This window comes from Bacillus badius NBRC 15713 (assembly GCF_001591605.1).
In the GTDB taxonomy this organism is placed as follows: domain Bacteria; phylum Bacillota; class Bacilli; order Bacillales; family Domibacillaceae; genus Pseudobacillus; species Pseudobacillus badius.
Genome location: NZ_BCVF01000010.1, coordinates 1 through 25708 on the forward strand (window position 1 = coordinate 1; position 25708 = coordinate 25708).

The window sequence follows — 25708 nt, forward strand, 5'->3', positions numbered from 1 at the left end:
ACAGGAGTCTGCGCGCCTTCTGTTCCAATCAACGGAGTGCATCAAAAGGGGACTGCCTTATAGTCATTTCTGTTCGAAAATGGGATAATCAAGCCGTTATCAAGCGGTGGAAGGAAACATCAGCCGGCCTTTTTATTGTGCTGATGGATGGAACGGTTGCTTTCCACTCCAGGCGCTTCGCTTTCCATGGGGCGGGCGGTGAGCCTCCTCGGCGCCAAAGCGCCTGCGGGATCTCTCCTGTCCCGCTGATCCCGCAGGAGTCTGCGCGCCTTCTGTTCCAATCAACGGAGTGCATCAAAAGGGGACTGCTTTTGAAAAACAGTCCAGCATAGCTATTTAGCCGGTATCATTCCTTTTTATATTTTTTATAGCTTGGGGAAGAGAATCATCGACCAGAAGAGGTCTATCTTTCTCTCGAATGGCTCAGAAAAACAGCAAGGGTTCGGAATGAGACCATTCCGAACCCTTTTTGCGAATGAACCAGTGATTAATTATCAGGCAAGCAGCAAAAAACGAAGAAGCGGTCATCCTTTTTGCCGGCCGATTCTTACTTGGTAAGCCAGCCAAGTTAAAAGAGCTGGAAAAAGAAAAATCACTGGGAGCATGCGTATCCAGAAAACCACCTCATGATCTGCCGTGCTGTCTGGAAAAAACACGGCCGTTGCCGCATAAAGAATGATTGTGACAGCAAAAAGAAAGACGACGGCTTTGCCGATTAGCCCCTTTGCTTGCTTATACTTTTCAACCACTGTTGACCGATCGGTATAAATTGGTCGCGTTCCAGGGGCAGCCGAGAAGATGTGCATATTTCCTTCTGAGCAGACCGGCTGCCAGCCGCCAGCCCGGAAGACATCATAGTAATCTTCGAGCTCTTCCTTTGGCACATATTGATAATCCAGACTATAAATCAGATGGCGCGGATTGCTTTTGCGAAGCGTGTAGCCCATTGGAGCAAAGGAATGCAGAATCCAGCCCTTCTCTGCCATTTTGCTCAGCTTCTTCATATCTTTTTCTTCACTAAATGCCAATCCGCCCGACGACATATAACGCCTATTCTTCTGTTTCCCCATCGTTTTCCCTCTCCTTTAACAATTGAAATGCACGTTCTCCGTGCTGGACCATCCGACTTCTTCTTTCTACCTCGCTGCGCAGAATCAGCCTGCCTTTTTCTGTAGCCTTGTATATTTTTCTGCGGTCGCCCGGTGATTCCAGCAGCACGATCAGCCCGGACTTTTCAAGTTTTTTCACAAGCGTGTAAAGGGTAGCCGGCCCGACTATGAATTCTCCGCCAGAAATAGAATCAATGTATTGCATGATGGCATACCCGTGCCTTTCTTCCAACACAGATAGAAGAATATAGTAAGCCGGGTCCGTTAGTTGTTCCATATCTTCTTTTTTCAATCGCTCACCTTCTATATCCATTACTAATATATCCAAAATTGATATATCACTTATTGATATAATAATTTCTTCCAAACATTTTGTCAATAAAAAAACTGCCGATTTTTTCCGGCAGTCTGCTGTCTTTATTCTTTCACTTGATAGGTCCATCCATCTTCCTGATACACTTTCTTTTCCTTCATCAGCTTCCCAAGCGCCCGCTTGAAAGCCCCTTTGCTCATGGAAAAGCGCTTATCAACTTCTTCAGGAAAGCTTTTATCGCTGTATGGCATTGAGCCGCCTCTTTGCAGCAAGTACGCATATACTTTTTCAGCATCGTCTTGCTGGGCTTCCTGCCTGCGGCCAAGCAGAGAAACATTTACCGATCCATCTTCCTTCACATCGATGATGCGGCCGTCTACTTTTTGTCCAAGACGCGGCTCGACTTGCCGCTGGGATTCATGAATAAATCCGCGGTAACCTTCTGCCGTGATAATAAACGTGCCAACTTTGGCAGCGCGATAAACAATTCCGGTAATATCTTTATTGAAGTCTTTTTTTGTGGCTTTGGCAAATTGCTCTGCCATTACTTCTTCCGTCGCCGGCTTGGCGAACAGGCGGCCTTTTCGATCCAGCTTAAGCGTACAGTAAAGACGGTCACCAACAATAGGGCGCACTGAATATAGAAATGGCAAATCATCTTCTGATACGAGCATATCCTTCGTAATGCCGATGGAAACGAATACGCCAAGCTTTTCTTCAGCTCCGACCACTTCTACCCATCCATATGTCCCCTGGGTAATAAGCGGCATCGTCATTGTAGCAGCAAGGCGTCCTTGGTGATCCTGAAATAAAAAGACTTCTACCGGTTCGTCCGGATCAAACCCTTCCTGTATCTCTGAATGATGCAGCAACACCGTTTCTTCTCCATCCGTCAAAAACCAGCCAAAGGGAGCTTCATTTTTCACATCCAACGTGACAATCGTGCCAGCTTGTAAATTATCCATATTGGGTAAATCCTTCTTTCACTCATATTTATTAACAATCTTCCCGTTTCGGCTTTAATTATAACAGGCTTTTCAGCGGGCGCATCATTTCTGCAAAAAAACTTCATTCCAAAGAATAAAGTTTTTTGCAGAGATGAACATCGAGGAAACAACCAGCCAAATGATTGGATTCACAAGCTGGGAGAAGTTTGTCGTTCTCTCCACTTTCTTCCCCTCAACAAAAAGGAAAAGGGCTTCGGCAGAAACCTCTTCCGAACCCCTTTTGTCGATCAACTGAATCTTCATCCCAAAGAATGAAGGTGCAGCAATTAATTTATTTTTTTAAGCTCAAACACTCGTTTTGGATTTTTACCGTTATCATCTACTTTAAGAATCAGCCCTACATTTGGCGCAAAATAGTAATAGAGTTTCTCGGAGTCTTTAATTTCGATTACATGGCGGAAGGTGCCAGCCGGTGTTTTAACTGTTTTGTTTACTGACAGAACCCGGTAATGAGTTCCATTCACGTCATCCTTCCAATAGCTTCCTTTTTTTAACGGCAGCTTAATATTTAAAAAGATCGAATCGGAATTAGCTACGCCTAGACGCATCCAATATTTTCCTTCTCGATAAGCATACCCTCTTTTTCCATTTATGTTCCAAACTTCCCAGCCATATGCAGCCCCTCTATACGTCCATTCTTGAGCACCTTTTTGGGTATCATAATATGTATAGTCATGCTTCTTGTTGAGCTTCAGCCCATAGTACACAGTGCGGTATTCCTTGTTCAGTTCATACTGAACCTCTTCTGGAACAGGCGTAAATTTAGCATAGGAATTTTTCTTAATAAACGTTTTTTTGTACAGGTGATAATAGCCTTTCGTTACCGCAAATACACTAGCTGTTTGTCCTTTTTTCAGTGTCCGGACTTTAACAATTTTCCCTTTGGACCGTTGAAACAAAGGAGTATCCTTTAGAATCGTTACTTTTCCGATCGTGCCTTCCTTCAACTCAACTCCGTCCCAAACCACAGTGGCTTCCGCTTTTGAAGGCGGAAATAAGAGTGCAGAGGAACAGATCATGACAACAGCCATAAACAGATACACTATTTTTTTCATCATTTTCCCCTTTTCTAGTAAAATATCCCTTTTATTATATCATTCAAAAGAGAAGCATGGTACTTTGTTTAATAATTTTTAAAAAGGGAAACTTATCTTTAAGATGAACGCTCTCAAAAAGGTGGTAAATAGAATGAGCAAAAAAAGAGGCTTAGCTTCACTGGTTAAATTAGCGCTTAAATACGGTCCCCTTCTTTATCCTATCGTCAAAAAAATGCTTGATAAGCGAAAAACAGCCCGAGTGATGTCTGTACAAAAATAAAATCTCCGAGCAGTTGCCCGGAGATTTTTTTGTTTAATTTTCCTTCTTGGCACAGTCTAATTTAAGGTGATGGCCACCTTTGCTGTTGCCTGCTGGTTCTCTAAGTCTGTGCCCGTCATGACTAGCTGATAAGAGCCTTCAGGCATTTTTTTCAAGTTGCCATTTGTGCCGTCCCAAAAAACATAATGGCTGCGGGCAGGCAATGCTTTTTTTGTCATCAGCGATTTAACGAGCTTTCCTTTCTCATTGTAAACGGCGGCTGTAACAAACAAGCTTTTATTGATGGTAAATTTCACATTCAACCCTTTGTCAGCAGAGGCAGAAGACGTTATATGATCCGTCTCCGCTTGAATGGCTGGCGACAAGTTGCGAACCACTTTAAACGGCGCCTTTTTCGTTAAAAACTGACGGTTATCAGCTGTTCGAAAAACAATTGAATATTGTCCCGCCGGTGCTAAGGAGCCGTTATCAAGCTTTCCATTCCAGTAAGCAACAAAGCCGCCTTTTTGCGGTGCAGCTCCTTTTACAAGCGTTCGGATATTTTTTCCGCTTGCATTTTCTACATAGACCGTACCTCTCATGTTGCCGCTAACGGCCATCCCTGCTCTTAAATTGCTGCTGCCTGTCACTTTCATCTCTTTCATATTAAGCGAAATTTCTCCCATCGGCTCAGGGGTTGCTGCCAGCGCTTTATGCACATCCACCCGGCCATTGCCGTAAAAAGCATCCCACGACCGATCTCCTAAATCAATCGATGAATTGTATAAAATTCGTGTCACCTGCTGCGGAGAAAGAAAAGGGTTCTTTGATAAAACCAGTCCTGCCGCTCCTGAAACGACCGGTGTTGCCATAGAAGTGCCATCCATATAACGATATGAATTTTTCGGCGCTGTCGAGAAAATCGATTCTCCCGGCGCTGATAGATTAATATAACGGCCAAAATTAGAAAAATCGGTAATTTCATCGGCTGAATTAGTCGCGCTCACCGCAATAACATTCGACAACGCGGCGGGGTAAAACGGCAAGCTTACGTTTTCATTTCCCGCAGCCGCAATTACAACTGACCCTTTTTTTACTGCATAATCAGCGGCATACTCAAGAATATCGCTGTACGAGTAGCTTCCAAAACTGAGATTCAGAATGTCAGCGCCTTTATCTGCCGCATAAATGATTGCTTCTGCAATAGTATAGCTGTCGGCATATTCACCTTCAAATACATTGACGGGCATGAGCTTTACCCCTGGAGCAACACCGGTTACCCCCGCCCCGTCCATGGCGGCACCGATAATGCCGGCTACGTGCGTGCCATGACTGTCAGCAGGCAAAACCGTGCTTCCGGTCACCGCATTATAAGACTGGACAATGCGATTTTTAAATTCGCTGTGACGTGTGTCCACACCGCCGTCAATCACTGCAACCGTAATTTGTGAACTGCCGCGCGTCCGATCCCATGCTTTCGGAGCATTAATTTTCGTATGAAACCATTGCTTGTTATAGTAGGAATCACTCGGCTTAAATTGGCTTGTCAGCTGGTAATTCGGCTCTGCCTGCTTTACAGCCGTTTCTTTCATTAAGTCCGCAGCTGTTTGAGCGAGCTCCTGTTTATTTTTAATGGAAACGTTGGCAAAAAGCCCATTCGCCAGTACACCTTCTTCAGACAATCCGTGCTTCGCATAAATGGCTTGGCGCTCCCTTTCAGCCAGCGGATGGCTAAAACGAATCACGAGCTCTCCTTTTTCATACTCTCCTTGAAACTTTTGTCCTATTGATAACTGCGGCTGTTCCGCAGCTTTCACTAATTCTTCTCCTGTTCCGAGCCAAGCACATGAGACTGCGAAAGCCATCGTCCCCGCTGCTGCTGCCTTTCGCAGCCTTGAACTGATCCCCATCCTTCTTCCTCCCATTGTATTTATAAAGTGCTAGAATCTCTTATTGCTAATGGAAACATTATAGTGTCTTTAGAACCAGACGTCTATCTATTTTTATAGCGATCTCGGCAAACAGACCAAAAAAGGAGAAGACAGGAAGATTTTATTGTTACTCGCTTCAACCATGGATGAAATGCCATAATTTTCATATAAGGGGGTGTTTTCGTTTAATTTCACCCAGTTTATGTTATAATAAGAAAGAGTATAGTTTCACTGGCTTCAACCCGCTTTTTTAAAGCATTTTGCCCCTTAGCTACATAACAGCAAAAGAAGGATCACGTTTCTACTTGATGATTGTCGGGTAAATAGGATCAGACGAACTTTTAAGAACGGAGATGAAGAAAGATGAACGCCAAAAAATTATTAGCTTATGGATTAGTTGCGGCCATTATGCTGCCGAAAATTAAAGAAAGACTGGAAACACAGCAGCTGCGCAAGTCTTATCAAAATGCACATCGCGTGCGCATGAACCATCATAGTATTCTGGAGAAAATATCCAGCTAATCATTAAAAATAGGCAAGTGATTGACGAGCCCGGAACATGCTTTTGCATCTTCCGGGTTTTTTTATATCCGCCAAAAAATAGCTGTTAATCTTTTTTGCTGAAAATGTTATAATCAGGAAAGAATGGGGGCGTAAATATGGCGGTGTATAATGTAATGGAGGATATTGTAAAGGGAATCATTGCTGACCAGCTTGATTATTTGCACCTTTCCTGTACATGTCCAAGATGTCAGGAAGATATTCTGGCTCTTTCGCTGAACAAAGTCCCTCCAACGTATATTGTTAATAACAGCAGACAACCATTAGTGAAGGCTAAGTACATGGTCAATACACAGGACTACGCCAACACAGTTGCAGCTGTTGCACAGGCGGCGGCTGTTGTATCAGCTAATAAACGGTGTGTAACTATAGAAAAATAAACAAAAAATCCGTCCAGGCAGACGGATTTTTTGTTTATATGACCCAATTACACGCCAAGGACGGCCGTTGTGCTAAAAAACTCTTTATATAACGCCTTTAATACATTATTTGTATCCTCTTCCTTAATACCGAAGACTAGGCTGACCTCAGATGAACCTTGGTTAATCATCTCGATATTCGCTCCGGCTTGTGAAATCGCCGTAGTCGCTCTGGCAGTCAAGCCTTTGGTGTTGTTCATTCCTTCACCGACCAGAACAATCATGGCAAAGTGATGATCAATATGAACATCATCTACCTTTAATTCTTCACGGCATTTTCTAATGATCCGTTCTTCCTTTTCCGGCGATAGCTGGTGACTGCGCACAATCACAGACAAATCATCAATACCAGATGGTGTATGCTCATAGGAGATGTCTTCTTCCTCAAGGATTTGCAGCAGGCGGCGGCCAAATCCAAGCTCGCGGTTCATTAAATATTTGCTGACATAAATCGTTGAGAAACCGCCATCTGCAGCAATGCCGATGACCGGGCTTTTAGAATATTCGCGTTCTGCTACAATCATCGTGCCTTCTGCGGAAGGATTGTTTGTATTTTTAATGCAGACCGGTACAGAATGCTGGAAGGCCGGCATAAGCGCTTCGTCATGGAAAACGGAAAATCCGGCGTAAGATAATTCACGCATTTCCCGGTAAGTCATTCGTTTAATTTCAACCGGCTGATCGACCACTTTCGGATTCGCTGCAAAAACAGAGTCTACATCAGTAAAGTTTTCATAAAGCTCAGCACCGATGGCAGCCGCTAAAATGGAGCCAGTAATATCGGACCCTCCACGGGCAAACGTCATCATAACGCCAGCTTGGGAATAGCCGAAAAATCCTGGAAAGACAACGATGCCTTTACGGTCGCGCAAATGGCGCAAATTCTCATAAGCTTCCGGCAGTGCGCGGGCTCGTCCAGGCTCATCACTGACAATTAAGCCGGCTTCTTTCGGGTTGACATATTCTGCTTCAAGGCCAATGCTTGAAAAATAGGCAGCAATCAACTTCGCGTTATTATCTTCTCCGCTCGCCTTTAACTGATCCACAAACAAGTCGCGGTTATCTTTCTGTTGCTGCACACGGTCGCGCAGGTCCTGCTCAATTACCCGGACAATTTCATCACTGAGCCCAAGCTCAGCTGCTATATCGGCATATCGCTCTACAACCGCCTGCAGTTCTTGTTCCGCATTTTCTCCTGAAAGAGCGGCTTCTGCCAGGCTGATCAGCAGATCGGTGACTTTGATATCCTCATCAAAGCGTTTACCTGGGGCGGAAACGACAACAATCTTGCGCGTAGCATCTTCTTTAATGATGGCAGCAACCTTCTTGATCTGTGCTGCACTCGCTACGGACGTCCCCCCAAATTTACATACCTTCATTCCCAGTTCACTCCTTAAGCATAGTTAGATTTTCTTGATGGAAAAAGTTTTATTTGAAAGATTATAACACTGTCTGCATAAAAAAAGAAGAAATAATCTGATATTTGTCTAGGTAAGTATCTATGTGCTGGCCCCAGATTTCGTTTATTTCATACATTTTAGGGAATATCTATGATATGTACATGATTTATTACAGTAAAAACAGCTGATTAAAGGAGCGTGCAACTAGTTATGAAAAAGAACAAATCACGAGGCAACAAAACGGCCATGGCCGCGTTAGCTCTTGGAGCAGCCTACCTGCTCAGAAATGAAAAATCCCGCGGCAAGCTGATGAATCAATTTAAGTCAATGGGCAAATAAATGATGGTTGCTATTAGTATGGCAAAAGGCAAATGGGACTATGAATAAAAAATCATATCCTTTCCCTATAGGAAAGCGCCGGGCAAACAGCTAGCTCCCGGCGCTTTCAATTTATTGATTTATTGGTGAACATCAGTAATTCGCTGCTCTGCCTGCGGGGCCACATCCGGATTTGCCTGGAGATATTCTCTAAACATTTCCCAATCCACAAAGCCTGGCTCACTGACTCTGCCTTCTTGATAAGCTTTGCCGAACATGCTGTAGCCATCTCCGCCTTTTGCTGTAAATGTATTGGTCGCGACTACATAAGATTCCTGATCGGAAAGCGGCTCATACCCAGATGGCTTTTTCACTTCCACTGTCTGTACCCGCTCGCCGGCCGGCTTGCTGCTGTCATACGTAAATGTCAGTCCTGACACCTGCAAAAAGCCGCCCGATTGCCCTGGTGCTTCTTTGACGCTATGCTCAAGCGCTGCCCGGATTTCCGCTCCTGTTATATTCATAATCGCCAATGAATTGCCAAACGGCATCACTGTCAGCACTTCATCAAGGGTAATGTCGCCTTCGTTAATGGAGGCGCGGATACCGCCGCCATTTTGCAGGGCAATAACAGCATTTTTGTTGATCGTTTTTGCCTTTTCGAGCATGCTATCTGTGATCAAATTACCAAGGTTCGTCTCTTTCGTCCGTACATCCGCCCGCTCTCCATTTAAAGCAACCGCTGACTTTCCGACTATCGTCTTTTTCTTTTCATCGACTGCCGGCTTGTACTTCTCGGCTAAAATGTTTGCCGCTTCCGGATCATCCTTTAATACGTAAGTGCCATCTGCATTTTTAGCGTCAATTTCTATTAATTTTCCAGCCTGTCCAATGACTTTTCCGTGCTTATCAAAGTTGACATCCAGCGTACCGAGAAACTTATTGTATTCATTTGCCTGTACAATGACGGTCGGTTCTTTTCCCGTCGTTTCCAGTACCGGCTCCTTCAACTGGTCATGAGAATGCCCGCCGACAATTACATCGATGCCCTCCACTTCCTTTGCGAGCGTCCTATCATTGTCGCCGCCGCCATCTTGAAAGCCGATGTGCGTTAAAGCAATAATTTTATTGACCCCCTGTTTCTCAAAGGCAGCGACGGTTTCTTTCGATTTCTCCAAATAGTCGTCAAAGGCGACCTTTCCAGGGCTTGAAATCTCCTTCGTCTCCGCCGTTGTCAAACCAAAGATACCAACTTTTTCTCCGTTGACCTCTTTAATCATGCCGCCGTACACGGTTCCATCCTTTGGAAGAGCTGAAATTCCATTTATTTGATACCCTTTAATGTTTTCATCGCTTGTAAAGTTTACATTCGAGCTAACGAATGGAAATTTAGCTTTTGCGATAAAGTCAGCAAGCGGCTTCGTCCCTAAATCAAACTCATGATTGCCAAACGTCATGGCATCATAGCCGACCAGGTTCATAAATTCTAAGTCAGCTTGTCCCAGATACTCATTAAAATACAACGTGCCCGAAAATACATCTCCCGCATCTAGCAGCAAAGCATCTGGCTTGGCTCCCCTCACCTCTTTAATAGCCGTTACTTTTCTGGCTGCGTTTTCAATATGGGCATGGGTATCATTCGTATGCATGATCGTCAAGTCAAATGATTTCCCGGACATCTTATGCAAATTGTAAAGCAGCAGCGCCCATTCACCGCGCTTTACTGGATCAGCAGAGCCGAAGTGGCTGCTTGTTTTTCCTTGAACAATGCCGTTCTCGACAAGAGTGGCGACATACTTGGCCCATTTAAGGCTCACATCAGTGAATGCTGTTTTTGTGACGGCTTCATCCACTTTCAGTTCGTAGGCAAGAGTGGCTAACCGTGCCATCTCATTGCGTGTGATCGGCTCATGCGAAGCGAAGGTGCCCGGTTTTTTGCCAGACAGAATTCCCTTCTCTGCCAATGCATTGACCGCCCATTGACCGCGTGCGGGTACGTCCGTAAAACCGGCACTTTTGTATGCGCCTTGCGGGTCGAGACCTAAAGCTGTTGCCAGCTGTATGGCCGCATCTACACGTGAAATAGAGACATCCGTGCCAAAGCGGCTGGCCGTTAATCCATTGGTAATCTGTTTACTCGTTAGATAGGATACAGCTTCCGCATAGCGCGCGGACACATCCGTAAACGAGGCCCCTTTCGCTGAAGCCCCCTCCACCGGGCTTAGTGCCGGTGCCACAATAGCAGCTCCTGCTGTTAAAACAAGCAATTTTCGAGACAATGCCTTCTTTTTCCGCAAACTCAACTCCTCCTTCTTATAGAAAGAAACCTATAGTTAAAGATTATTAGTTTTCAGAAAAAAAGCAATATAGTTACAGAAAAAATGAACAGCAATAGCTTTCATAGGATTTAATACCTAGTATTAAAGATGTTTATTTTATCCAAAAGCGAACAATAAGCTAGAAATGAAACTTTATCACTAGGTATTTAACTTTTTATTCAATTCTAAATTTGCAGACTTAGTTTTAATGGCTCATTTTACGAAAGAAGATACTCAAAAAATGGGGTCTCTGCTAAAATATGTATGGAATCAATCAGATTATAAGACAAATGGGGTGTAAGGATTGAAAAAAGCAGTGAAATTTCTAACAGCCTCTTTGTTATCACTAGCACTTCTAATGCCGGCTGCCAATATGGCATCAGCAGCAGACGCAGAAGGAAGCTCCACAGGCAAAACTTCCATTGCCAGTGAAACAAAGGCGGCAAATGCAACAAAAGCAGCAACATTCAGCGATGTACCAAAAACGTTCTGGGCAAAAGATGAAATTGATTATCTTGTACAAAACGGCATTATCTCCGGCTATAAAAATGGAAAATTTGGTGTAAATGATCCGATTAAGCGTGACCATGCGGCTATTATCTTAGCGAGAGCGCTAGGGATTGAAAACGAATCCGCTCCAAATCCAGGCTTCAGAGATATTCCAATGACTCATCCTGCTTATGATGAAATCGCGGTCTTAACAAAATACGGTGTTTTCAGCAAAGCAAAATACTTTAATCCAAGCGGCAAACTAAAGCGTTCTCACATGGCGAAGATCATTACTGAAGGCTTTGATTTCGATTATTCTTACCTTGTGACTTTTAAAGACGTAAAAAGCAGTGACCCATTCTATAAATATGTCACTACTCTTGGCAGTGCCGGAATTGCTGGCGGCAGCAACGGCTATTTCATGCCAAATAAAACGATCAACCGCACAGAGTTCTCTGTCTTTATCGCCCGCGCTCTTGAACCGCGCTACCGCACAGGTGTCCAAGTAGAAATTCAAAAAGTTCAGTATCTGTCAGATGGACGTTTAAAAATGGATTTAATGCTGTATAACAACACACGCAATAAAGTATTCAACATCCAAGGCAAGTACGATCTTTACGCAGGCAATACGCTTGTTGCAAAAACAAGCGTACCGAGAGAATTTAAAAATGTGACAGTCAATCCTAATCAGAAAAAAGCTGTTGCCTTCTATTTCTCAGCTAGCGAAATCAAAAATAAAGTAAACTTAAACAACATTTCCCTCGGCTACGAGCATAAGTGGAAATACTATCAATAATGAATAAAAAGGTGACCCGAAAGGCCGTTTTCCAACGACTTTTCGGTGTCACCTTTTTTCTTTGTCCCGCTTGCCTCCACGAGCCGTTCTATCTGGCGAAAGCTCAGCATTAATGAGCCCTCCAAGCAGAAGAACAATGGCTGTTAAGTAAAACCACAAAGTAAGAATCACAATTCCGGCAAGCTGCCCATAGATGCGTGTATAGTTGACAGCGGCTGCATATTCGCCGAAAACGACTGACATCACCTGCCAGCTGACGGCAGCAAAAATGGCACCCGCTATCACAGAGCTTGTCTTTTGCTTTCCGCTGGGAAGAATTTTATAAAACAAAATAAAGAAGCCAAACAAAAATAACGTTCCCAATCCCCATTTGACCGCTGTCCAGGTAGTCAAAAACGGCGTTGCCGCTTCAATGGAGCTGATAACCTCTGCGGAAATCAGCAAACGCAAAAGCCGCTCAGCCAGCGGAACAATTAAAGAAAGGGGAACAAGAAACATAAAAATCAGCGTGACCCCTAAGTCCCTGACCATCCCCTTAAAAAAGGAAAGCGGGCGCTTAATCCGGTAAGCTTCATTTAATGAACGGACCAGCGACTGGATCGCCATAGAAGATAACCAAAAGGTCGAGAAAAAACTGATAGAAATGAGATGCCCCTTTCCTTTTTCTAAAACGGACTCCACATTTTCATGAATAATTTCATATGTATTGGCCGGAGCATATGGCCGGATAACACTCAACACATCCTTTTCCTCTATAGGAAAGAAACTGACTAAGGAAAGCATAAAAATGAGAAAAGGAACGACAGACAAAAGTAAATAATAGGCTGTCTGGGCTGCACGGTCAAAAAACTGTTCAGCAAAAAAGCGCGCCAGCACCCGCTGGATGAATCCCACAACATGCATACATCCACCTCCTGGTTGTCTCCACATCATAAACAATCCGGACACTCTTTTTCAAGCATGGAAAATGGAGAGACGGCACAACTGAAAGAGAGCGGGGAACTGCCCCCGCTCTCTTTCAGTTGTGCCTTGATTCACTTGTTTAATTGTCATCAACAGTTCGGCTGTCCACCATCAGCACAGACATAATAGCGGCAACATAAATAGAAACTGCCGGCGCCGTAAAGACATGCCCTGCTGTTGCTCCAATCCCTGCAGCTAAGATGAAGCCTACACCGTACATGATATATGGAATATTGAAGGTTTCTTTTATTTGAGTGACAAAATAGATAATAAAACGGACAGCGTAATAAAGCATTGGCGCTATCAAGTATAAGAAGCCAATAATGCCGAGCGAGAAAAATAGATCATAGAAATCCATCTCGATCATCTTCGGCTCTTTCCCAGGTTCAGGCATATCATAGTTCCCTGCGAAGCCCATACCAAACATTTTTTGCAGAACAGGTGCGTCCGCAAAGTCCTGTTTGAAATCAGCTAAATACTTTTCGCGGCTGCTGAAAACTAAGTTTTGGAATTGTTCTTCCGTAATTTTCGGTTCTTCTTTCACTTCTTCAGGCTCTTCCTCCGAATCTTCCGGCACTTCCTTGCTCGGCTTTTCTTTGCTTAAATCAATGTTTAAAAGCCCCAAATGAGCGTACATATTATTGAAAACCGGCGTAAATGGAGTAGAAACCGCCAAAGCTGCAAGCAGAAGCAGAGCAATCAGCATATTCGCCCTTGTTTTTTTCGTCCGTTCCTTTGTTAAGTAAATAATCAAAAGGGAGATGCAAGCAGCTGCCAAAACGATAACGATTCCTCCATAACCTACCTTCGTACCAAGGAATAGCATGGAAATGGACAATAAGATGAAGGGAATCCAATAATGGCTTGTTTTAAGAGACTCTGTTTTCTCAATCGCATAAACGGCAGTAATAGGCAAAATGATCGCCATAATTGCGCCAATTTCATTCCCGGCAAAGAACCAGCCCGTAAAACCGATTTTTGTATGAGAGTAGTTGGATAAGCTTGTGCCAGTTAAAAATGATACGATAAACACGGCGCTAATAATGAGTGAAGAATATAAGAAGTATGTTGTTGTTTTCTCCATGAATGGCACGCGGTTTTTCTTCAATTGCAAATACAATAGATTGAAACCTAAAAATAGGATTGGAAAGTAAATGACTTTATTATAGAACTTTAATTCTTTAAATAAAAAGTACGGATCTTTCAAATTCATATTGACTGCAATATTAATTCCTATCACAACAGCTAGCCCAACTAAATAGAAAATGTATTTTTTTGCTAGCCGGCTAGAGAACGCCAATTTCAGCATTAACAGTAAGATGATCGCCATATACAGTACGCGAACGATAACTCCTACTGTAAGATTCAGGTTAAAAATCATAAGCGATGCCGTGGTCATTACGTCAATAACCGGCTGCAAAACCAAGAATATAAGCAGCAGCAAAAAAGTCTTCCAATTCAGCATGTTGATCTGTTCCTCTTCCCTTTCAATTTCCTCTTCTATAAGCGGTTAAAATAGCATAAAAACTGGTTGCAGCGCGCTATCCTATTTCCAATCGTTCACACCACATAATAAACCCTTGAAAACCAAGCCTATGTACAAAACGCACCTTTTCCATTATATCACAAAAACAAGCTAATCTTTTACAAATATTGACCTCATATTTAATAGGCCGCCTTTGTATTCTACCATCTTTTTCTCTCGCATACTATCTATTTCCCATAACAACTTTTACGTTTTGAAAACAGCCTTGTTAGGATCTTTTCATGAAAGAAAGACGAGGCTTTTTGACTGATCATCCAGCAGTATTTCTTTCAATTTTTCTCCATTGCTGTTTAAGTTTCCAAAAAAAGTTTACCCCCGTAGCCTGCTGTACTATACTGAAACAAATAAATGAATAGAAAGAGTGTATGCAGTGAGCAACGTACCACGATTATCAAAAGAACAAAGCATTGTCTTAACCGGCTTTATGGGGGCCGGCAAAACAACGATCGGCTCCCTTGTTGCTGAAAAACTGAACCGGGCATTCATTGATATTGATGAGGTCATCGAAAAAGAATACGGCCTGTCTATTAATGAAATATTTGCCGAGCATGGCGAAAACAAGTTTCGGGAAATTGAAAAACAAACCATCCGCTCTTTTTGCGAGCAGCCAATGACAGTTATTTCTCTGGGCGGAGGCGCCTTTACACAGCCGGAAGTACGGGAAATCTGCCTGGCGAATTGTATGGTTGTTTATGTAGATATTTCCTGGGAGCGTTGGAAGGAAAGATTAGATCTGTTAATTGATACCCGTCCGGTTCTGCGCGAAAAAGACTTAAAAGAAGTAGAAGAACTGTTCCTCCAAAGAAAATCAGCCTATCAAGAAAATCACTGGACTTTGACCGTCGATGGAAAAACGGCGGAGGAAGCAGCAGATTGCCTGATAGACTCATTAGAATCCATGTGGACTTCATACTGAACAGCGCAGTAAAGACTTGCAGGCAAGACGGGCTGTCTTTCCCGTCCTGCCTTTACTCTCCGCGAGCAGCTATAACGCTGAGCACAGCCATATAACCAAGCATCCAGAAAACCTTGCCTTTCGGAAAGACGTTGCTTTTCGTTTTCAAGGCTCTCTCCTCCTTTGCTGTTTCCTGATTCCCTGTTACGCATAGCATGCAAACAATCCTCTCTCTTTATACACTCACCGCTCGTATTCCCGTCCGCAGAGATCTTCTTATCATTTAGCTTTTAACCTATTAACCTCTGTTTTTTTTTGTAAAAATGGGCTAACATTACTATCGTTAGCCGAATATGGAAAGGAGAATTATATCATTGAAAAAAGTTTGGATCTCAGTTTGCGCCTTTGTTTTAGGCTTTAGCTTATTTATCCCTTTCGCTAAGGCAGCTCAATTTACCGATGTGACGGCGAACAATCGCTTCTATGACGAAATTCTTTTCTTAGCAGATGAAGGCATAATCAGCGGCTTTCCGGACGGGAAGTTTAAACCGGGGCAGGAAGTCACCCGGGGGGCGGCTGCCATTATTATCGGGAAAGCCCTTGATCTTGATGGCACCAAACGCAAAACAAAATTTAAAGACGTGAGCTCTACAAATACCGCCTCTGGCTACATTGCCTCGGCCGTAGACAGAGGAATTATCTCGGGCTTTCCGGACGGAACCTTCCGTCCATCTCAATTTGTCACACGCGGCGAAATGGCGATATTGTTATCAAGAGCCTTTGAATTGAAGGATGAGGAAACGATTAACTTTTCTGATGTTCATTCTAAAATGGCCGCCTATCCTTATATTAAGAAAATGGTGGCTGCCGGGATTGCCGCGGGTTACGAGGACAACACTTACAAGCCTGGTCTCGTATTAAAAAGAGAGCAGTTTGCTGCCTTCATGGCGCGGGCAGTCAATCCATTTTTCATTCCCGGCCATGAGACTCCCGATTTTTCTGTCAGCTTTTTAAATGTCGGACAAGGAGATGCTACGTTAGTTGAGTTCCCTAACGGCCAGACGATGCTCATTGATGCCGGGGCGTCTGAAGAAGCCATCCAGAGGGAACTGGCTGCGCTTGAGATTGAAAAAATCCATACTCTTGTTATCACCCATCCCGGAGACGGTCATACGGGCGGTGCGGATTATGTCATTAATCATCTACATGTCGAAAAATTATTCGACTCCGGCCTGCCGGGAACAAGCGCACAATATAAAGAATACGTTCAAGCAGCCGAAGCGAAAAAAATCACGCGCCAAGCAGTCAAAACCGGCCAGCACCTTTCCCCTGATCATCAAGTCAGCGTAGATGTGCTTCATGCTGACAGCCTTGCAGCCAATATGGACGATGGCTCAGTTGTTATTCGCATCACGTACGGAGATATCCGTTACTTGCTGACCTCTGAAATTGGAGCAGCGGCAGAGACGCAATTAATGTCCAAGCAAGATGTCCAGGCGGATATTTTAAAAACAGCTAAAAATGGAGCGGGAGAAGCGACTTCTCCTTCATTTATAAAAGCCGTTGACCCTATTATGGCTATTTTCTCAACCGATGGACGGGCAGGCTTCCCTGATGAAACGGTGAAAGCTAATCTGAAGGCACATGGAGCAGAAGTCTTCTCGACGACAGACGGAATGATTGTCACGATGAGCTCTCGAAAAAGCTTTTATATCTTTCAGGATAATGGAGCAGAAGCAAAGAGTGCACAGGCTCATCCTGTATCCGCAGCCAGCTTAAAGAAATATGTGCCGCTCACTCAATAAAAGAACAAACACTTCAGCCGAGCGATTTATCAAGACCTAATTTTAAAAAAGACAAATAACTTAAAGGACATAACATATTTGATATGACTAATATGTTATGTCCTTTCTTGTTCAACTAACGCACCTGTTAGTGGAATAATAAAAAGTTCTTCTAATTTAATTACTATTTAACTAACGTAATTTTTCGTACTAAACTTTTGAAGAGCGATAATAAATTTTTCTTTTTCTTCAATAAATGGGAAATGATTGCTATGTTCGAAGATGACAAGACGTGAGTTTGGTAAAAGGTTATGAAGCTCCTCGGAAAATTCAACAGGACATTGTACATCATATTTTCCGCATAAAATTAAAGCAGGAATAGATTTGTTCTTAATTTGTTCACTAACATCATACTGACGAAATTCAGAGCTATAGGCTCTCATCCTCGATTTATTAATTCCAATACTTTCAATTTCTTTATAATACTCTTCTATTTTTTCTTTATTGTAGAGGCATAATTGAAAAAAATTTTTATTTGCTTCCTCTTTCGTCTTTTTACTCATTAATGGAAATGACATTTTAAAGAAAATCTTAGCTGCATCTTTTCTATATTTTCTATTTTCCACATTGAATAAATTATTTTTTGAATGATTAATCTTGTTAGAAGCTGCCGTTCCGCATAAGATGATCTCAGATAATTTTTCTTCGTACATATTTAAATAAGTTAATCCTAAAAAACCACCCGTTGAATGACCAGCAAATGCCCAAGTATTATATCCTAATTTTTCTCGAATACTCTCTAAATCTTCTACTGTTTCTTCCATTGTTAATTCCTTTTTAGAGTTTGCTTTACAAGTGTGACCAGCATTTTTTAAGTTCACCAATATTACTTTATAATGTTGACCTATTAAGTTCGAGAATGGTTCATCACCTGACAAAAATTCCTGATATAAATGTGAAATACAAATTGGGATTGTTCCTTTCCCTCCAACAAATATTTCAAATTCTCCTCTATTTGTTTTAATAATCTCCTTTTTCAATGCTAAGCCCCCCCCTTTATAAATTATTAAAAACATAGACCATCTCCTTTAACAATTGTAACATTTTGTGAAAAAGTTCTTGTTCTTAATTTTGAACATCAGATTAATTTTCCAAGATCTACTAAGCGAATCCGATGTCTATTTCCATGATCAAAAACAAAATCCTCCATAAAAAGAGCGGGAGCTTATCCAATACGCAATCCCGTTTCGAATAACCATTGAATTAAGAACCCATCTCGAATATTAATTGAACATAATATCCTCTTATTAGTTTAGTCGATTTAAATTTTATGGCTGAAGTGTTTTTGGGTAAGAACGGCAGTTATTTAAAGCTGATTTCTCATCTGTTCATGCCAGGATGCAGCCGATGCTTGAGCAAGCATACTCTTTCATCCGGCCTTTGAATAAGGAGCGGCTGCCTTTATTTTAGTTATCTCTTCTTTAGACTAGAACTAAAGAAAAGCTAAAAAAAGAACATATAAATTTAGTTTATTCTATAGAAACTCGCCAAATATCAACAAGAAACGACTCGGTTATCAAATAAAAAAAATAAAATGTTTTTTAATATTTAGACTTTTGTTCCTAGTAACAAAGAACTGTTGTTGTTACAATGTAAATGTATGAAGAAAAGGGGGACATAAATAAGCATGAAATTTGTAGAAAATTATCGGATTACCACTGATACGATGGCGCTTATGGAAGAATATCACCAAGATTATAACACCATCATTTACGACAAAAACGGAATATACTGCACGAAGCAGACTGTCCGCTTGCTTCTGAATGAAGCTTGCATCGAAAGGATTTCCACCTATGAAGGCCGCATTAAAGCGATACGCCAGCGCTTTCCGTATCGTAAAAAAACACCGCTGATCATTTGCCTCCAAGAACGCCTCTGCGCTTTTCCAACCACATCACCAGATAATTATGGCTGCATATGGATTCTTCCACACCAGATTCATACATGCTTTGTAAGAAACGGACAATTGATTGTTGCTTTTAAAAATGGAATGGAGCTCCCGCTATCCTGTTCACTTTACATCTTTAACCGGCAAAGAGAACGGACCGCCAACTGTCTCAGTTACTTTGAACACAGCCTGTCCAATTAAAAAAGAGCCATCCCTTGCTGCTGCAGCAAGGGACGGCTGTTATATTTTAAACTGATTGACAGATTGCTGCAGTTGCTGACCCAAATCAGCCAGTTGCTCAGCAGACTGGGCAACGGATTGAATCGCACGCAGCTGCTCTGTTGTGGAAGCGTCGACCTCTTCGCAAGCTGCTGCTGTTTCTTCTGATGTAGCCGCCATCGTCTGAATCGTTTGGCTGACCTCCTTCTTGTAGGCAGTCGCTTCTTGCACTTCCGTATAGACGGATTCAATCGATTGCTGCAGTTCATTCATTAGCTTTGACAGCTCAGCAAACGTCACATCCGTATGATGCACGACTTCCTCCTGAGACTGGAAGGTGTCTTTCGTTTCCAGCATTTGCTTAGCTACTTGCTGAGAACCCATCTGCAGTTCTCCTACCGTTGTTTTTACTTGTTCTGTTGCCCGAGCCGACTGCTCCGCCAGCTTCCGGACCTCTTCTGCAACCACTGCAAATCCTTTGCCATGCTCCCCGGCCCTCGCTGCCTCAATACTGGCATTTAGAGCCAATAGATTGGTCTGGGCCGATACTTCGGTAATCGTCTCCATTACCTGGCCGATTGCCCCCACCTTTCCATCTAACTGTGAAATAGTTTCTGCCATTGATTGCAAGCTCTGTTTCCAGCTATCAAATGAATACTTCAGCTTCTCCATCTGTTCACGTCCGCTCGCATTCATTTGATCGGCTCGAACAGCGGTCTGGGCCATCATGCTTGATTTTTCATAAATAAGCTGCATTTGGCTCCCTAAGCGCTCTGAGTTTTCATTCACATCTTCTGCATCCTCGGCAGATTTTGCCGCACCGGCCGCAATTTCATTCACCGCTGTTGCCACCTGCTCGCTCACCGCATTCGTCTCCTCGGCCACCGCACTTAAGCTCTCGGCTGAACGACGAACGTCTGATACAGAAGAGCGCATAACGAAAAGAAGATCTGCCATGTTATTAACCATTAAATTAAAGTTATTTGACAGCTGGCCGATTTCATCCCGGGAGTCCACCTCTGAACGAACAGTCAGATCTCCTTCAGCCACCTGGTCCATCGCTTGCTTCAATGTTTGGATCGGGTCAATGATGCGCTTTAGGAGAAAGTAAAGAAGAACAAAAGCCGCTGTCATTGTCAGTAATGCTATCCATATAAACATCCGCTGAAGCTCTTGGGCCGTGCTGCCCAGCTCTTTTTCTGAATAAGCGGCTCCTATTTTCCATCCAACGCCAGGGAGGGTGCGGTACACATTCACCTTCTTCTCTCCCTTTTGTTCATAATGGATGACACCCTCGCTCTCTCCCGAATTGTACATCTCCTTCACGAAAGGCTCGTCTATCAGTTTTTTTCCTTGTTCACTCGGATGGACAAGCGCCACCCCATCAGCATCTAATATAAAAGGAAAGCCTTTATAGCCCAGCTGGCTTTGGGAAATTTTTTCTGAAATGACCGTCAGTTTAATATCCGCACCCAGCACCCCGGCTACTTTCCCGTCTTTCACAATAGCTTTAGAGACAGAAATCACCTGCTCACCAGAAATAACATCTACAAACGGCTTAGACCAGTGAACCTTTGCGGGATCTTTTGCAGCCATTTGATACCAGACTCTGGTTGTCGGATCAAACCCTTCTTCAAACTCCGCAAACGGCACCATCTTCATTTGCTTGGTCGGAAAAGCCAAGTAAATAAAAGAAGCTTCTTTGTACTGCTTCGTAAAAGAAGTGAAGGTGCCTTCTATCTCGTTTGAAAGCAGCTGGGCTTTTTTAGGATCTTTTTCAGAATAATAATTTGTATATTCCTTTACCACCTTTGAATCTGCCATCGTATACATATTTCTTTCATACTGCCCAAGAAAATAGCTGATGCTGCTTTCCATTTCCGAAATGAGCGCCCTGCTTTGCCCTGTTACACTGCTCTCTGTTTTCTTCGTAATTTGTCCGCTTGAAACAGAGATCATAGCGATAATCGCCGCAATAAAAATGACCATTACGGTACCAATGACCTTTACCCGAATGGATTGAAACAACTCCATCACCTGCTCCTTATTAATTGCTTACCTTTCTATATTTCGACATAATTCTCTTTTTATTTAGTATTTTCATATAAATTTTCTTTATTATACTAAAGCGAAACAAACCGGCAATCGCTGCGTGAAAAAATGACAGAAACAAGCTGTTTTGCTACTATTTATGTATGATAACGGAAAGGGTTGTTCGATATGATCAATGTATTGTTTGTTTGCCTCGGGAACATTTGCCGTTCTCCCATGGCGGAAGCCCTCTTTAGAAACCTTGTCCAGAAAGAGGGACTCGACAGCCAGATTAGGGTTGATTCTGCCGGGACAAGCGGCTGGCATGTCGGCTCGCCGCCCCACAAAGGAACAATGGACATATTAAAGAAATATCAAGTAAACGCCGAAGGACTTTCCGGCCGACAGCTTATGAAAGAAGACGCCGAAAACTTCGATTACATCATCGGCATGGATGCAAGCAACATTCAAAACATCCAGAAACTTTTCGGCCAGCCGAAGCATCCGCAAATTCTTCGTTTGCTCGATTTAACCAGCCAGCCAAAGGATGTGCCTGATCCCTACTATACGGGCGATTTCCAGGAAACATACGACCTGCTTCAGGAAGGCTGCCAAAGACTATTAGAGAAAATCAAAAAAGAGAAGCTGTAAACGCAACGAAATAGAACAGTCCCTCCGCTGTTTGCAAACAGCAGAGGGACTGTTCCTGTTTTTATCTTCTCGTATGAAGGTTCGCAAGTATATTGATCACAAAGAGCAAGATACCGAGTACAGTCAAGGTAGACCCGATCGTAACGCCCGTCGTATAGGAAGTGGTGTTTGTGACAACAAGCAAGAATGAGGAGATCATCATAACAGGCAGGCCGATGTTATGGAGCCAAAAGTGTGCTTTCGCTAATCCGGTTTGTGCTAGAGCTGGGAAAAGATGATATAAGATACCCGCAAGCATAAGAACAGTCCAGCCAAGAAGACTCACATGTACGTGCACATCCGCTAAGTCATCAGAACCGACGATCGACATGTAATACCCTAATAAAACGCCCGCCGCCAAGTACACAACAGAAATCTTGATTAACCGAGTAGCCATTGTTATTCCTCCCTTCTTACTCTAATTTATGTATCAGTTTTATATACATGACTGCTGTCGATAAATTTTTTTATGAGCCTGACGGGAGGAGATGAACAAAACTCTTCAATGTCCTTTTTCTTTCCATCACAGGGCTCAACATGTGCTAGACTATGTAAGTGAATAAGTGGATTTTACTGAAAGGAAGCGGAAGCAGTGAAAAAATTAACATTTGTTATTCCGATTATGATTCTCGTCGGATCTATTTCCTTATGGATGCTCAATAAAGATTATTCAGAAATCGATCTGCAAACGAGGCTTCTTATTACCGGCGGAGCAGTCCTCTTCTCAGGAGTGATTTCTTACTTTTTACTGGGCAGTGACGGTGAAAGGCTCTCCTCGGCCGCAGCCAAAGAGAAAGAAAAAAGAAAGAGATAACCAGATGGCAGGCCCAAAAGCGGATGTAGCCTTTTCCCGTCCGCTCCATTCATCTTAAAGGGGTTCGGAATAAGATCATTCCGAACCCCTTTTACAGCATTTTATGATGAAAAACGCCTTCTATAAGCCAGAATAAAAGAAAAATCAAGTGCTGCCTGCAGACTGAATGGTGCTGCGGAAAGCGCAGCGCCTGGAATGGAAATCACCCTCCCCGTCCGCCTTCTTGTGCAGCCAGCGGTATCTTCAGGCTTATATTAACGAATGAATAAGCAGCTTGGATGCAGCCTCATATATTTCGTCGAACTGTGACAGCGGCAGAGGATTTTGTCCCTCCCCCAGTTCAATGGTGAAGCCTGGCTTCCGGAACTCCTGAATAAACCAGTCTTTATAACCAGAATGACTGTCTACATAACGGACAGCTTTATAGCCGCTGACTCTGGAAAACTGTTGGGCCAGCTTTTCAGAGTCAGGCGGCTCCAACCCTTCATATCCCCAATAAAATTCTTTGCCTTGTGTGTGCAAGGCCAGCAGCCTCTCAAAACGTTCCTTCCGTACTAAATCCGCCATGGCCCTCGTTTCCGGTTCTGATAATGGCGCGTAACCCGGAAAGTCTCGCGAAGAAGGAAGGGTCGGCTTCCTGGTTGATTCAAACTCCCAATTGGCCGGAAACTGCTTATTCAAATCTACTCCGCGAATATTCGCCTTCCATCCGGAGAAATCATAGCTCCCCTTATTGATCGCCACCACTTCCTTCTCCCTCTCAGGGGGCGGACCGTTAAGAACAAGATTGACTCCATCCGGATCGACCATCGGCACAGCTGATAGCTGGGTATTCATATATAAAGGAAGAGTCTGCACGCCTCTCATGACAGGATAATTCGTCAGCGAAAGCAAATATTCATTTAAAAACTTCATAAGCACAGGTGTCGTAATCCACTCATTGGCATGAAAAGCGGCATTTATCTGTACTTTTCGCTCCCCTCTGCCAATCCGTATATCATAAAGCGGCAAGCCCAGCACACTTCGGCCAGCCTCCCGCCGCCTCATAAATGGATAAATGGCGAGTAGCTGGTGCATATCCTTTCTCATCTGCTGAAAATCATAGCGTTTTTTACCGCTCACTATACATGTTGTTACTCTGGACGGAATAAGCAGCGTCTGCCCAACCGGCAGCTGGTGGGGATCGATGTGCGGATTTAAAAGCAATAAAGTACCAGCATTGACACCCCAGGACGCAGCGAGCTGCCACACGGTGTCTCCCCTTTGCACAGTATGCCGATCCACTGTAAAGCCGGGAATATGAATGGCCTGTCCGGGCTTTAGCTGCTTCTCGTCAACGTGCGGATTTGAATCCATAATAAGAACCAGCGGAATATGAAACAGCTGGCTATATCCCCAAAGCGTGTCTCCTTTTCTTACCTGAACCTTCATACTGCTTCACAGCCTCCCGCAAAAATCGTTTTCTTCATCCTATGTGAAAAAAATAGAAGCTATGACTAAAGGGCGGACCCTCCCGCTTTTAAACGCTGGAGAGTCCGCCCTTCTTATTAATACGTACCTTCAATTTTATTAATAAAGTCATCTAATGTATGATTCGGGCTGATGCCTTGTCTTTTTAAAGTGTACAGATCGTCTCCGAACTTTACATTGCCTGTCTCTGTTGTGAACGCCATGCGGATGCCCGCTGCTTTGGCCCCTTCAATGGTGTGGGGAGCATATTGTCCCCATGGATAAGCGAGATACTGAATAGAAGACGGGTCCTTCATAGCTCGGCCAATATATTCGCGTCCCTTCACTAAATCGGCTTCAATTTCGGCTGCTGTTTTCGAGACTAGGTATGGAATTTGTGTATCCCTTTCTCTTAAATGCATGCCATGTGTATGGTGCTGGAAGTTCAACACACCCTCGGTTTCGCTGATTTCTTTATGCCCCATATACTGTAATGTCATTGGGTCCCACGGCTGGGAATAAGCTTTGACCTTGCCGCCAATAACGAAAACAACCGCCTTTTGGTTATTTCTCTTTAAAATAGGATACGCATATTTTTGTGTGGATAAATAATTATCGTCAAATGTCACAACTGCTACTTTTCCAGGCAAGTTTTGATTATGGTTTAAATAGTTTTCCAGCTCTTCTAATAGAATAGTCCGCCAGCCATTTTGTTTCAGGTAATCCATTTGCTTCTCGAACTCCTCCACTTTAATCACCATGGAATTGTTCACAAATGGCGTTTCCTCAGGCTTTTCCACCATATGATGATACATTAATACCGGAATGCCCAAGTCCTCTTTCACTTTATTCTTATGCACATAGCCCATTTGGCCGGCGAAGTTAATCATATACCAATCCCCCGATTTCCTGACGACCGGGTAACGGATATTGCCTTTAATGATAGCGATGCCTTTTTTCTTTTTATCTATTCTGTCATACACAACAGCTTCTGAATTGGTAATGACAGTTACATTCGTATTGCTTGCTGCCTTAGCCGGCGGCTGCTTTTGTACTTTGCTTGCCAGCAAAACGGCCGGGCTTTTCTTAACAAAAGCCGTTCCGTTTCCAAACGAAATATAATAATAAGAGCTGTCCTCTTTTAGCACTTCATAAAACTGCTTGGGCAGGAGCGTGCCTACCGCCAGCGGATTCCCATCTACTAAGTCATAAGCGGTCACTTGCTTCTTAGCTGTTACCCACTTGGAAGAGTAAGCCGCTTCTGCTTTTTCCATGAAAAGACTGCTCATCAACACCAAAGACAAACTAATGATTAGCATGAATTTAGTCTGCAAGATCCTCAAAAAAACCCCACTCTTTTCTCTAGTATAGTTACATTTTATTAAATTCATAACCATACTATGGTAACACAT

The 25708-nt window shown here is 43.2% G+C and carries 25 protein-coding genes and 1 pseudogene; 11 read left to right on the forward strand and 15 right to left on the reverse strand.

The features are described from left to right. The coding region (locus BBA02S_RS21165) for a hypothetical protein (protein ID WP_218011588.1) at positions 1–332 on the forward strand (332 nt) is incomplete at its 5' end. A gap of 192 nt (positions 333–524) precedes the next feature. Here BBA02S_RS21165 and BBA02S_RS07050 read toward each other — a convergent pair. The 4 genes from BBA02S_RS07050 to BBA02S_RS07070 all read right to left on the reverse strand — a co-directional run bounded on the left by BBA02S_RS07050 (position 525) and on the right by BBA02S_RS07070 (position 3487). Then, a complete protein-coding gene (locus BBA02S_RS07050; RefSeq protein WP_041095186.1) occupies positions 525–1070 on the reverse strand; it encodes a DUF2812 domain-containing protein in 546 nt (181 codons plus the stop codon). Next, the gene (locus BBA02S_RS07055; protein ID WP_231557180.1) at positions 1051–1401 is read right to left on the reverse strand and encodes a PadR family transcriptional regulator; all 351 of its coding nucleotides are present in this window, start codon (positions 1399–1401) and stop codon (positions 1051–1053) included. Before BBA02S_RS07055 ends, BBA02S_RS07050 begins: the two co-directional genes overlap by 20 nt. A gap of 125 nt (positions 1402–1526) precedes the next feature. After that, positions 1527–2387, reverse strand: a complete 861-nt coding sequence (locus tag BBA02S_RS07060; protein WP_041113763.1) for a CvfB family protein — start codon at positions 2385–2387, stop codon at positions 1527–1529. A 308-nt stretch (positions 2388–2695) separates the two neighbouring features. Further along, positions 2696–3487: a hypothetical protein gene (locus tag BBA02S_RS07070; protein ID WP_156141465.1), complete on the reverse strand. Its 792-nt coding sequence runs from the start codon at positions 3485–3487 to the stop codon at positions 2696–2698. Positions 3488–3617: 130 nt separating this feature from the next. Here BBA02S_RS07070 and BBA02S_RS21275 point away from each other — a divergent pair, with 130 nt between their 5' ends. Next, positions 3618–3746 carry a hypothetical protein gene (locus BBA02S_RS21275; protein WP_255211747.1) on the forward strand — a complete coding sequence of 43 codons (129 nt, stop codon included), beginning with the start codon at positions 3618–3620 and terminating at the stop codon, positions 3744–3746. A 56-nt stretch (positions 3747–3802) separates the two neighbouring features. Here the strand turns inward: BBA02S_RS21275 and BBA02S_RS07075 are convergent, their stop codons facing one another. Then, positions 3803–5635: a S8 family serine peptidase gene (locus BBA02S_RS07075; RefSeq protein ID WP_052477308.1), complete on the reverse strand. Its 1833-nt coding sequence runs from the start codon at positions 5633–5635 to the stop codon at positions 3803–3805. Between the two features lie 384 nt (positions 5636–6019). On the opposite strand from BBA02S_RS07075, the gene BBA02S_RS20585 reads away from it, so the two are divergent. Together BBA02S_RS20585 and BBA02S_RS07080 are read left to right on the forward strand one after the other, a co-directional pair. Then, positions 6020–6178 (forward strand): hypothetical protein, encoded by a 159-nt coding sequence (locus BBA02S_RS20585; RefSeq protein WP_156136537.1) that lies wholly within the window; start codon positions 6020–6022, stop codon positions 6176–6178. A gap of 137 nt (positions 6179–6315) precedes the next feature. After that, positions 6316–6597 carry a late competence development ComFB family protein gene (locus tag BBA02S_RS07080; protein WP_041095193.1) on the forward strand — a complete coding sequence of 94 codons (282 nt, stop codon included), beginning with the start codon at positions 6316–6318 and terminating at the stop codon, positions 6595–6597. Between the two features lie 47 nt (positions 6598–6644). Here the strand turns inward: BBA02S_RS07080 and BBA02S_RS07085 are convergent, their stop codons facing one another. Next, positions 6645–8015 (reverse strand): aspartate kinase, encoded by a 1371-nt coding sequence (locus tag BBA02S_RS07085; protein ID WP_041113764.1) that lies wholly within the window; start codon positions 8013–8015, stop codon positions 6645–6647. Between the two features lie 231 nt (positions 8016–8246). Here BBA02S_RS07085 and BBA02S_RS21280 point away from each other — a divergent pair, with 231 nt between their 5' ends. After that, positions 8247–8375, forward strand: a complete 129-nt coding sequence (locus BBA02S_RS21280) for a hypothetical protein (RefSeq protein ID WP_255211748.1) — start codon at positions 8247–8249, stop codon at positions 8373–8375. A gap of 119 nt (positions 8376–8494) precedes the next feature. On the opposite strand, the gene BBA02S_RS07090 is transcribed toward BBA02S_RS21280, so the two are convergent. Beyond that, a complete protein-coding gene (locus BBA02S_RS07090; protein ID WP_041113765.1) occupies positions 8495–10651 on the reverse strand; it encodes a 5'-nucleotidase C-terminal domain-containing protein in 2157 nt (718 codons plus the stop codon). A 325-nt stretch (positions 10652–10976) separates the two neighbouring features. On the opposite strand from BBA02S_RS07090, the gene BBA02S_RS07095 reads away from it, so the two are divergent. Next, a complete protein-coding gene (locus BBA02S_RS07095) occupies positions 10977–11957 on the forward strand; it encodes an S-layer homology domain-containing protein (RefSeq protein ID WP_052477309.1) in 981 nt (326 codons plus the stop codon). Positions 11958–12005: 48 nt separating this feature from the next. On the opposite strand, the gene BBA02S_RS07100 is transcribed toward BBA02S_RS07095, so the two are convergent. Both BBA02S_RS07100 and BBA02S_RS07105 read right to left on the reverse strand, forming a co-directional pair. Next, the gene (locus BBA02S_RS07100) at positions 12006–12860 is read right to left on the reverse strand and encodes a YihY/virulence factor BrkB family protein (RefSeq protein ID WP_041095197.1); all 855 of its coding nucleotides are present in this window, start codon (positions 12858–12860) and stop codon (positions 12006–12008) included. Positions 12861–12999: 139 nt separating this feature from the next. Then, a complete protein-coding gene (locus BBA02S_RS07105; RefSeq protein ID WP_041095199.1) occupies positions 13000–14385 on the reverse strand; it encodes an O-antigen ligase family protein in 1386 nt (461 codons plus the stop codon). Between the two features lie 505 nt (positions 14386–14890). Here BBA02S_RS07105 and BBA02S_RS07110 point away from each other — a divergent pair. Then, positions 14891–15382, forward strand: coding sequence for a shikimate kinase (locus BBA02S_RS07110; protein WP_052475028.1), 492 nt, complete (start codon positions 14891–14893; stop codon positions 15380–15382). Positions 15383–15735: 353 nt separating this feature from the next. Further along, complete coding sequence (locus tag BBA02S_RS07115; RefSeq protein ID WP_041113766.1) at positions 15736–17166, forward strand: S-layer homology domain-containing protein; 1431 nt, start codon at positions 15736–15738, stop codon at positions 17164–17166. Between the two features lie 167 nt (positions 17167–17333). On the opposite strand, the gene BBA02S_RS07120 is transcribed toward BBA02S_RS07115, so the two are convergent. Next, complete coding sequence (locus BBA02S_RS07120; protein WP_052477310.1) at positions 17334–18221, reverse strand: alpha/beta fold hydrolase; 888 nt, start codon at positions 18219–18221, stop codon at positions 17334–17336. Positions 18222–18289: 68 nt separating this feature from the next. After that, positions 18290–18430 (reverse strand): annotated as a pseudogene (locus BBA02S_RS21285) (tyrosine-type recombinase/integrase); the annotation flags it as partial. A 402-nt stretch (positions 18431–18832) separates the two neighbouring features. On the opposite strand from BBA02S_RS21285, the gene BBA02S_RS07125 reads away from it, so the two are divergent. Continuing rightward, complete coding sequence (locus BBA02S_RS07125; protein WP_052474978.1) at positions 18833–19294, forward strand: competence protein ComK; 462 nt, start codon at positions 18833–18835, stop codon at positions 19292–19294. Positions 19295–19333: 39 nt separating this feature from the next. Here BBA02S_RS07125 and BBA02S_RS21740 read toward each other — a convergent pair whose 3' ends face one another. Next, positions 19334–21346: a methyl-accepting chemotaxis protein gene (locus tag BBA02S_RS21740; RefSeq protein ID WP_041113767.1), complete on the reverse strand. Its 2013-nt coding sequence runs from the start codon at positions 21344–21346 to the stop codon at positions 19334–19336. 186 nt (positions 21347–21532) lie between these two features. On the opposite strand from BBA02S_RS21740, the gene BBA02S_RS07135 reads away from it, so the two are divergent. Next, positions 21533–21994 carry a low molecular weight protein-tyrosine-phosphatase gene (locus tag BBA02S_RS07135; protein ID WP_041095211.1) on the forward strand — a complete coding sequence of 154 codons (462 nt, stop codon included), beginning with the start codon at positions 21533–21535 and terminating at the stop codon, positions 21992–21994. A gap of 61 nt (positions 21995–22055) precedes the next feature. Here BBA02S_RS07135 and BBA02S_RS07140 read toward each other — a convergent pair whose 3' ends face one another. After that, positions 22056–22430 (reverse strand): DUF2871 family protein, encoded by a 375-nt coding sequence (locus BBA02S_RS07140; RefSeq protein ID WP_041095213.1) that lies wholly within the window; start codon positions 22428–22430, stop codon positions 22056–22058. Between the two features lie 195 nt (positions 22431–22625). Between BBA02S_RS07140 and BBA02S_RS07145 the strand changes: the two genes are divergently transcribed. Then, a complete protein-coding gene (locus BBA02S_RS07145) occupies positions 22626–22847 on the forward strand; it encodes a hypothetical protein (protein WP_223662172.1) in 222 nt (73 codons plus the stop codon). A gap of 249 nt (positions 22848–23096) precedes the next feature. Here BBA02S_RS07145 and BBA02S_RS07150 read toward each other — a convergent pair whose 3' ends face one another. Further along, positions 23097–24278 carry a M14 family zinc carboxypeptidase gene (locus BBA02S_RS07150; RefSeq protein WP_041095215.1) on the reverse strand — a complete coding sequence of 394 codons (1182 nt, stop codon included), beginning with the start codon at positions 24276–24278 and terminating at the stop codon, positions 23097–23099. 116 nt (positions 24279–24394) lie between these two features. Then, positions 24395–25570, reverse strand: a complete 1176-nt coding sequence (locus tag BBA02S_RS07155) for a polysaccharide deacetylase family protein (RefSeq protein ID WP_041095217.1) — start codon at positions 25568–25570, stop codon at positions 24395–24397. Positions 25571–25708: the final 138 nt, after the last annotated feature.

Coding starts and splice junctions, on each gene's coding strand:
- BBA02S_RS07050 (WP_041095186.1), bottom strand. CDS start 1,070: ATGGGGAAACAGAAGAATAGGCGTTATATGTCGTCGGGCGGATTGGCA.
- BBA02S_RS07060 (WP_041113763.1), bottom strand. CDS start 2,387: ATGGATAATTTACAAGCTGGCACGATTGTCACGTTGGATGTGAAAAAT.
- BBA02S_RS07070 (WP_156141465.1), bottom strand. CDS start 3,487: ATGATGAAAAAAATAGTGTATCTGTTTATGGCTGTTGTCATGATCTGT.
- BBA02S_RS21275 (WP_255211747.1), top strand. CDS start 3,618: ATGAGCAAAAAAAGAGGCTTAGCTTCACTGGTTAAATTAGCGCTTAAA.
- BBA02S_RS07075 (WP_052477308.1), bottom strand. CDS start 5,635: ATGGGGATCAGTTCAAGGCTGCGAAAGGCAGCAGCAGCGGGGACGATG.
- BBA02S_RS20585 (WP_156136537.1), top strand. CDS start 6,020: ATGAACGCCAAAAAATTATTAGCTTATGGATTAGTTGCGGCCATTATG.
- BBA02S_RS07080 (WP_041095193.1), top strand. CDS start 6,316: ATGGCGGTGTATAATGTAATGGAGGATATTGTAAAGGGAATCATTGCT.
- BBA02S_RS07085 (WP_041113764.1), bottom strand. CDS start 8,015: ATGAAGGTATGTAAATTTGGGGGGACGTCCGTAGCGAGTGCAGCACAG.
- BBA02S_RS21280 (WP_255211748.1), top strand. CDS start 8,247: ATGAAAAAGAACAAATCACGAGGCAACAAAACGGCCATGGCCGCGTTA.
- BBA02S_RS07100 (WP_041095197.1), bottom strand. CDS start 12,860: ATGCATGTTGTGGGATTCATCCAGCGGGTGCTGGCGCGCTTTTTTGCT.
- BBA02S_RS07105 (WP_041095199.1), bottom strand. CDS start 14,385: ATGCTGAATTGGAAGACTTTTTTGCTGCTGCTTATATTCTTGGTTTTG.
- BBA02S_RS07110 (WP_052475028.1), top strand. CDS start 14,891: ATGGGGGCCGGCAAAACAACGATCGGCTCCCTTGTTGCTGAAAAACTG.
- BBA02S_RS07120 (WP_052477310.1), bottom strand. CDS start 18,221: ATGTTTTTAATAATTTATAAAGGGGGGGGCTTAGCATTGAAAAAGGAG.
- BBA02S_RS07125 (WP_052474978.1), top strand. CDS start 18,833: ATGAAATTTGTAGAAAATTATCGGATTACCACTGATACGATGGCGCTT.
- BBA02S_RS21740 (WP_041113767.1), bottom strand. CDS start 21,346: ATGGAGTTGTTTCAATCCATTCGGGTAAAGGTCATTGGTACCGTAATG.
- BBA02S_RS07135 (WP_041095211.1), top strand. CDS start 21,533: ATGATCAATGTATTGTTTGTTTGCCTCGGGAACATTTGCCGTTCTCCC.
- BBA02S_RS07140 (WP_041095213.1), bottom strand. CDS start 22,430: ATGGCTACTCGGTTAATCAAGATTTCTGTTGTGTACTTGGCGGCGGGC.
- BBA02S_RS07150 (WP_041095215.1), bottom strand. CDS start 24,278: ATGAAGGTTCAGGTAAGAAAAGGAGACACGCTTTGGGGATATAGCCAG.
- BBA02S_RS07155 (WP_041095217.1), bottom strand. CDS start 25,570: ATGGAAAAAGCAGAAGCGGCTTACTCTTCCAAGTGGGTAACAGCTAAG.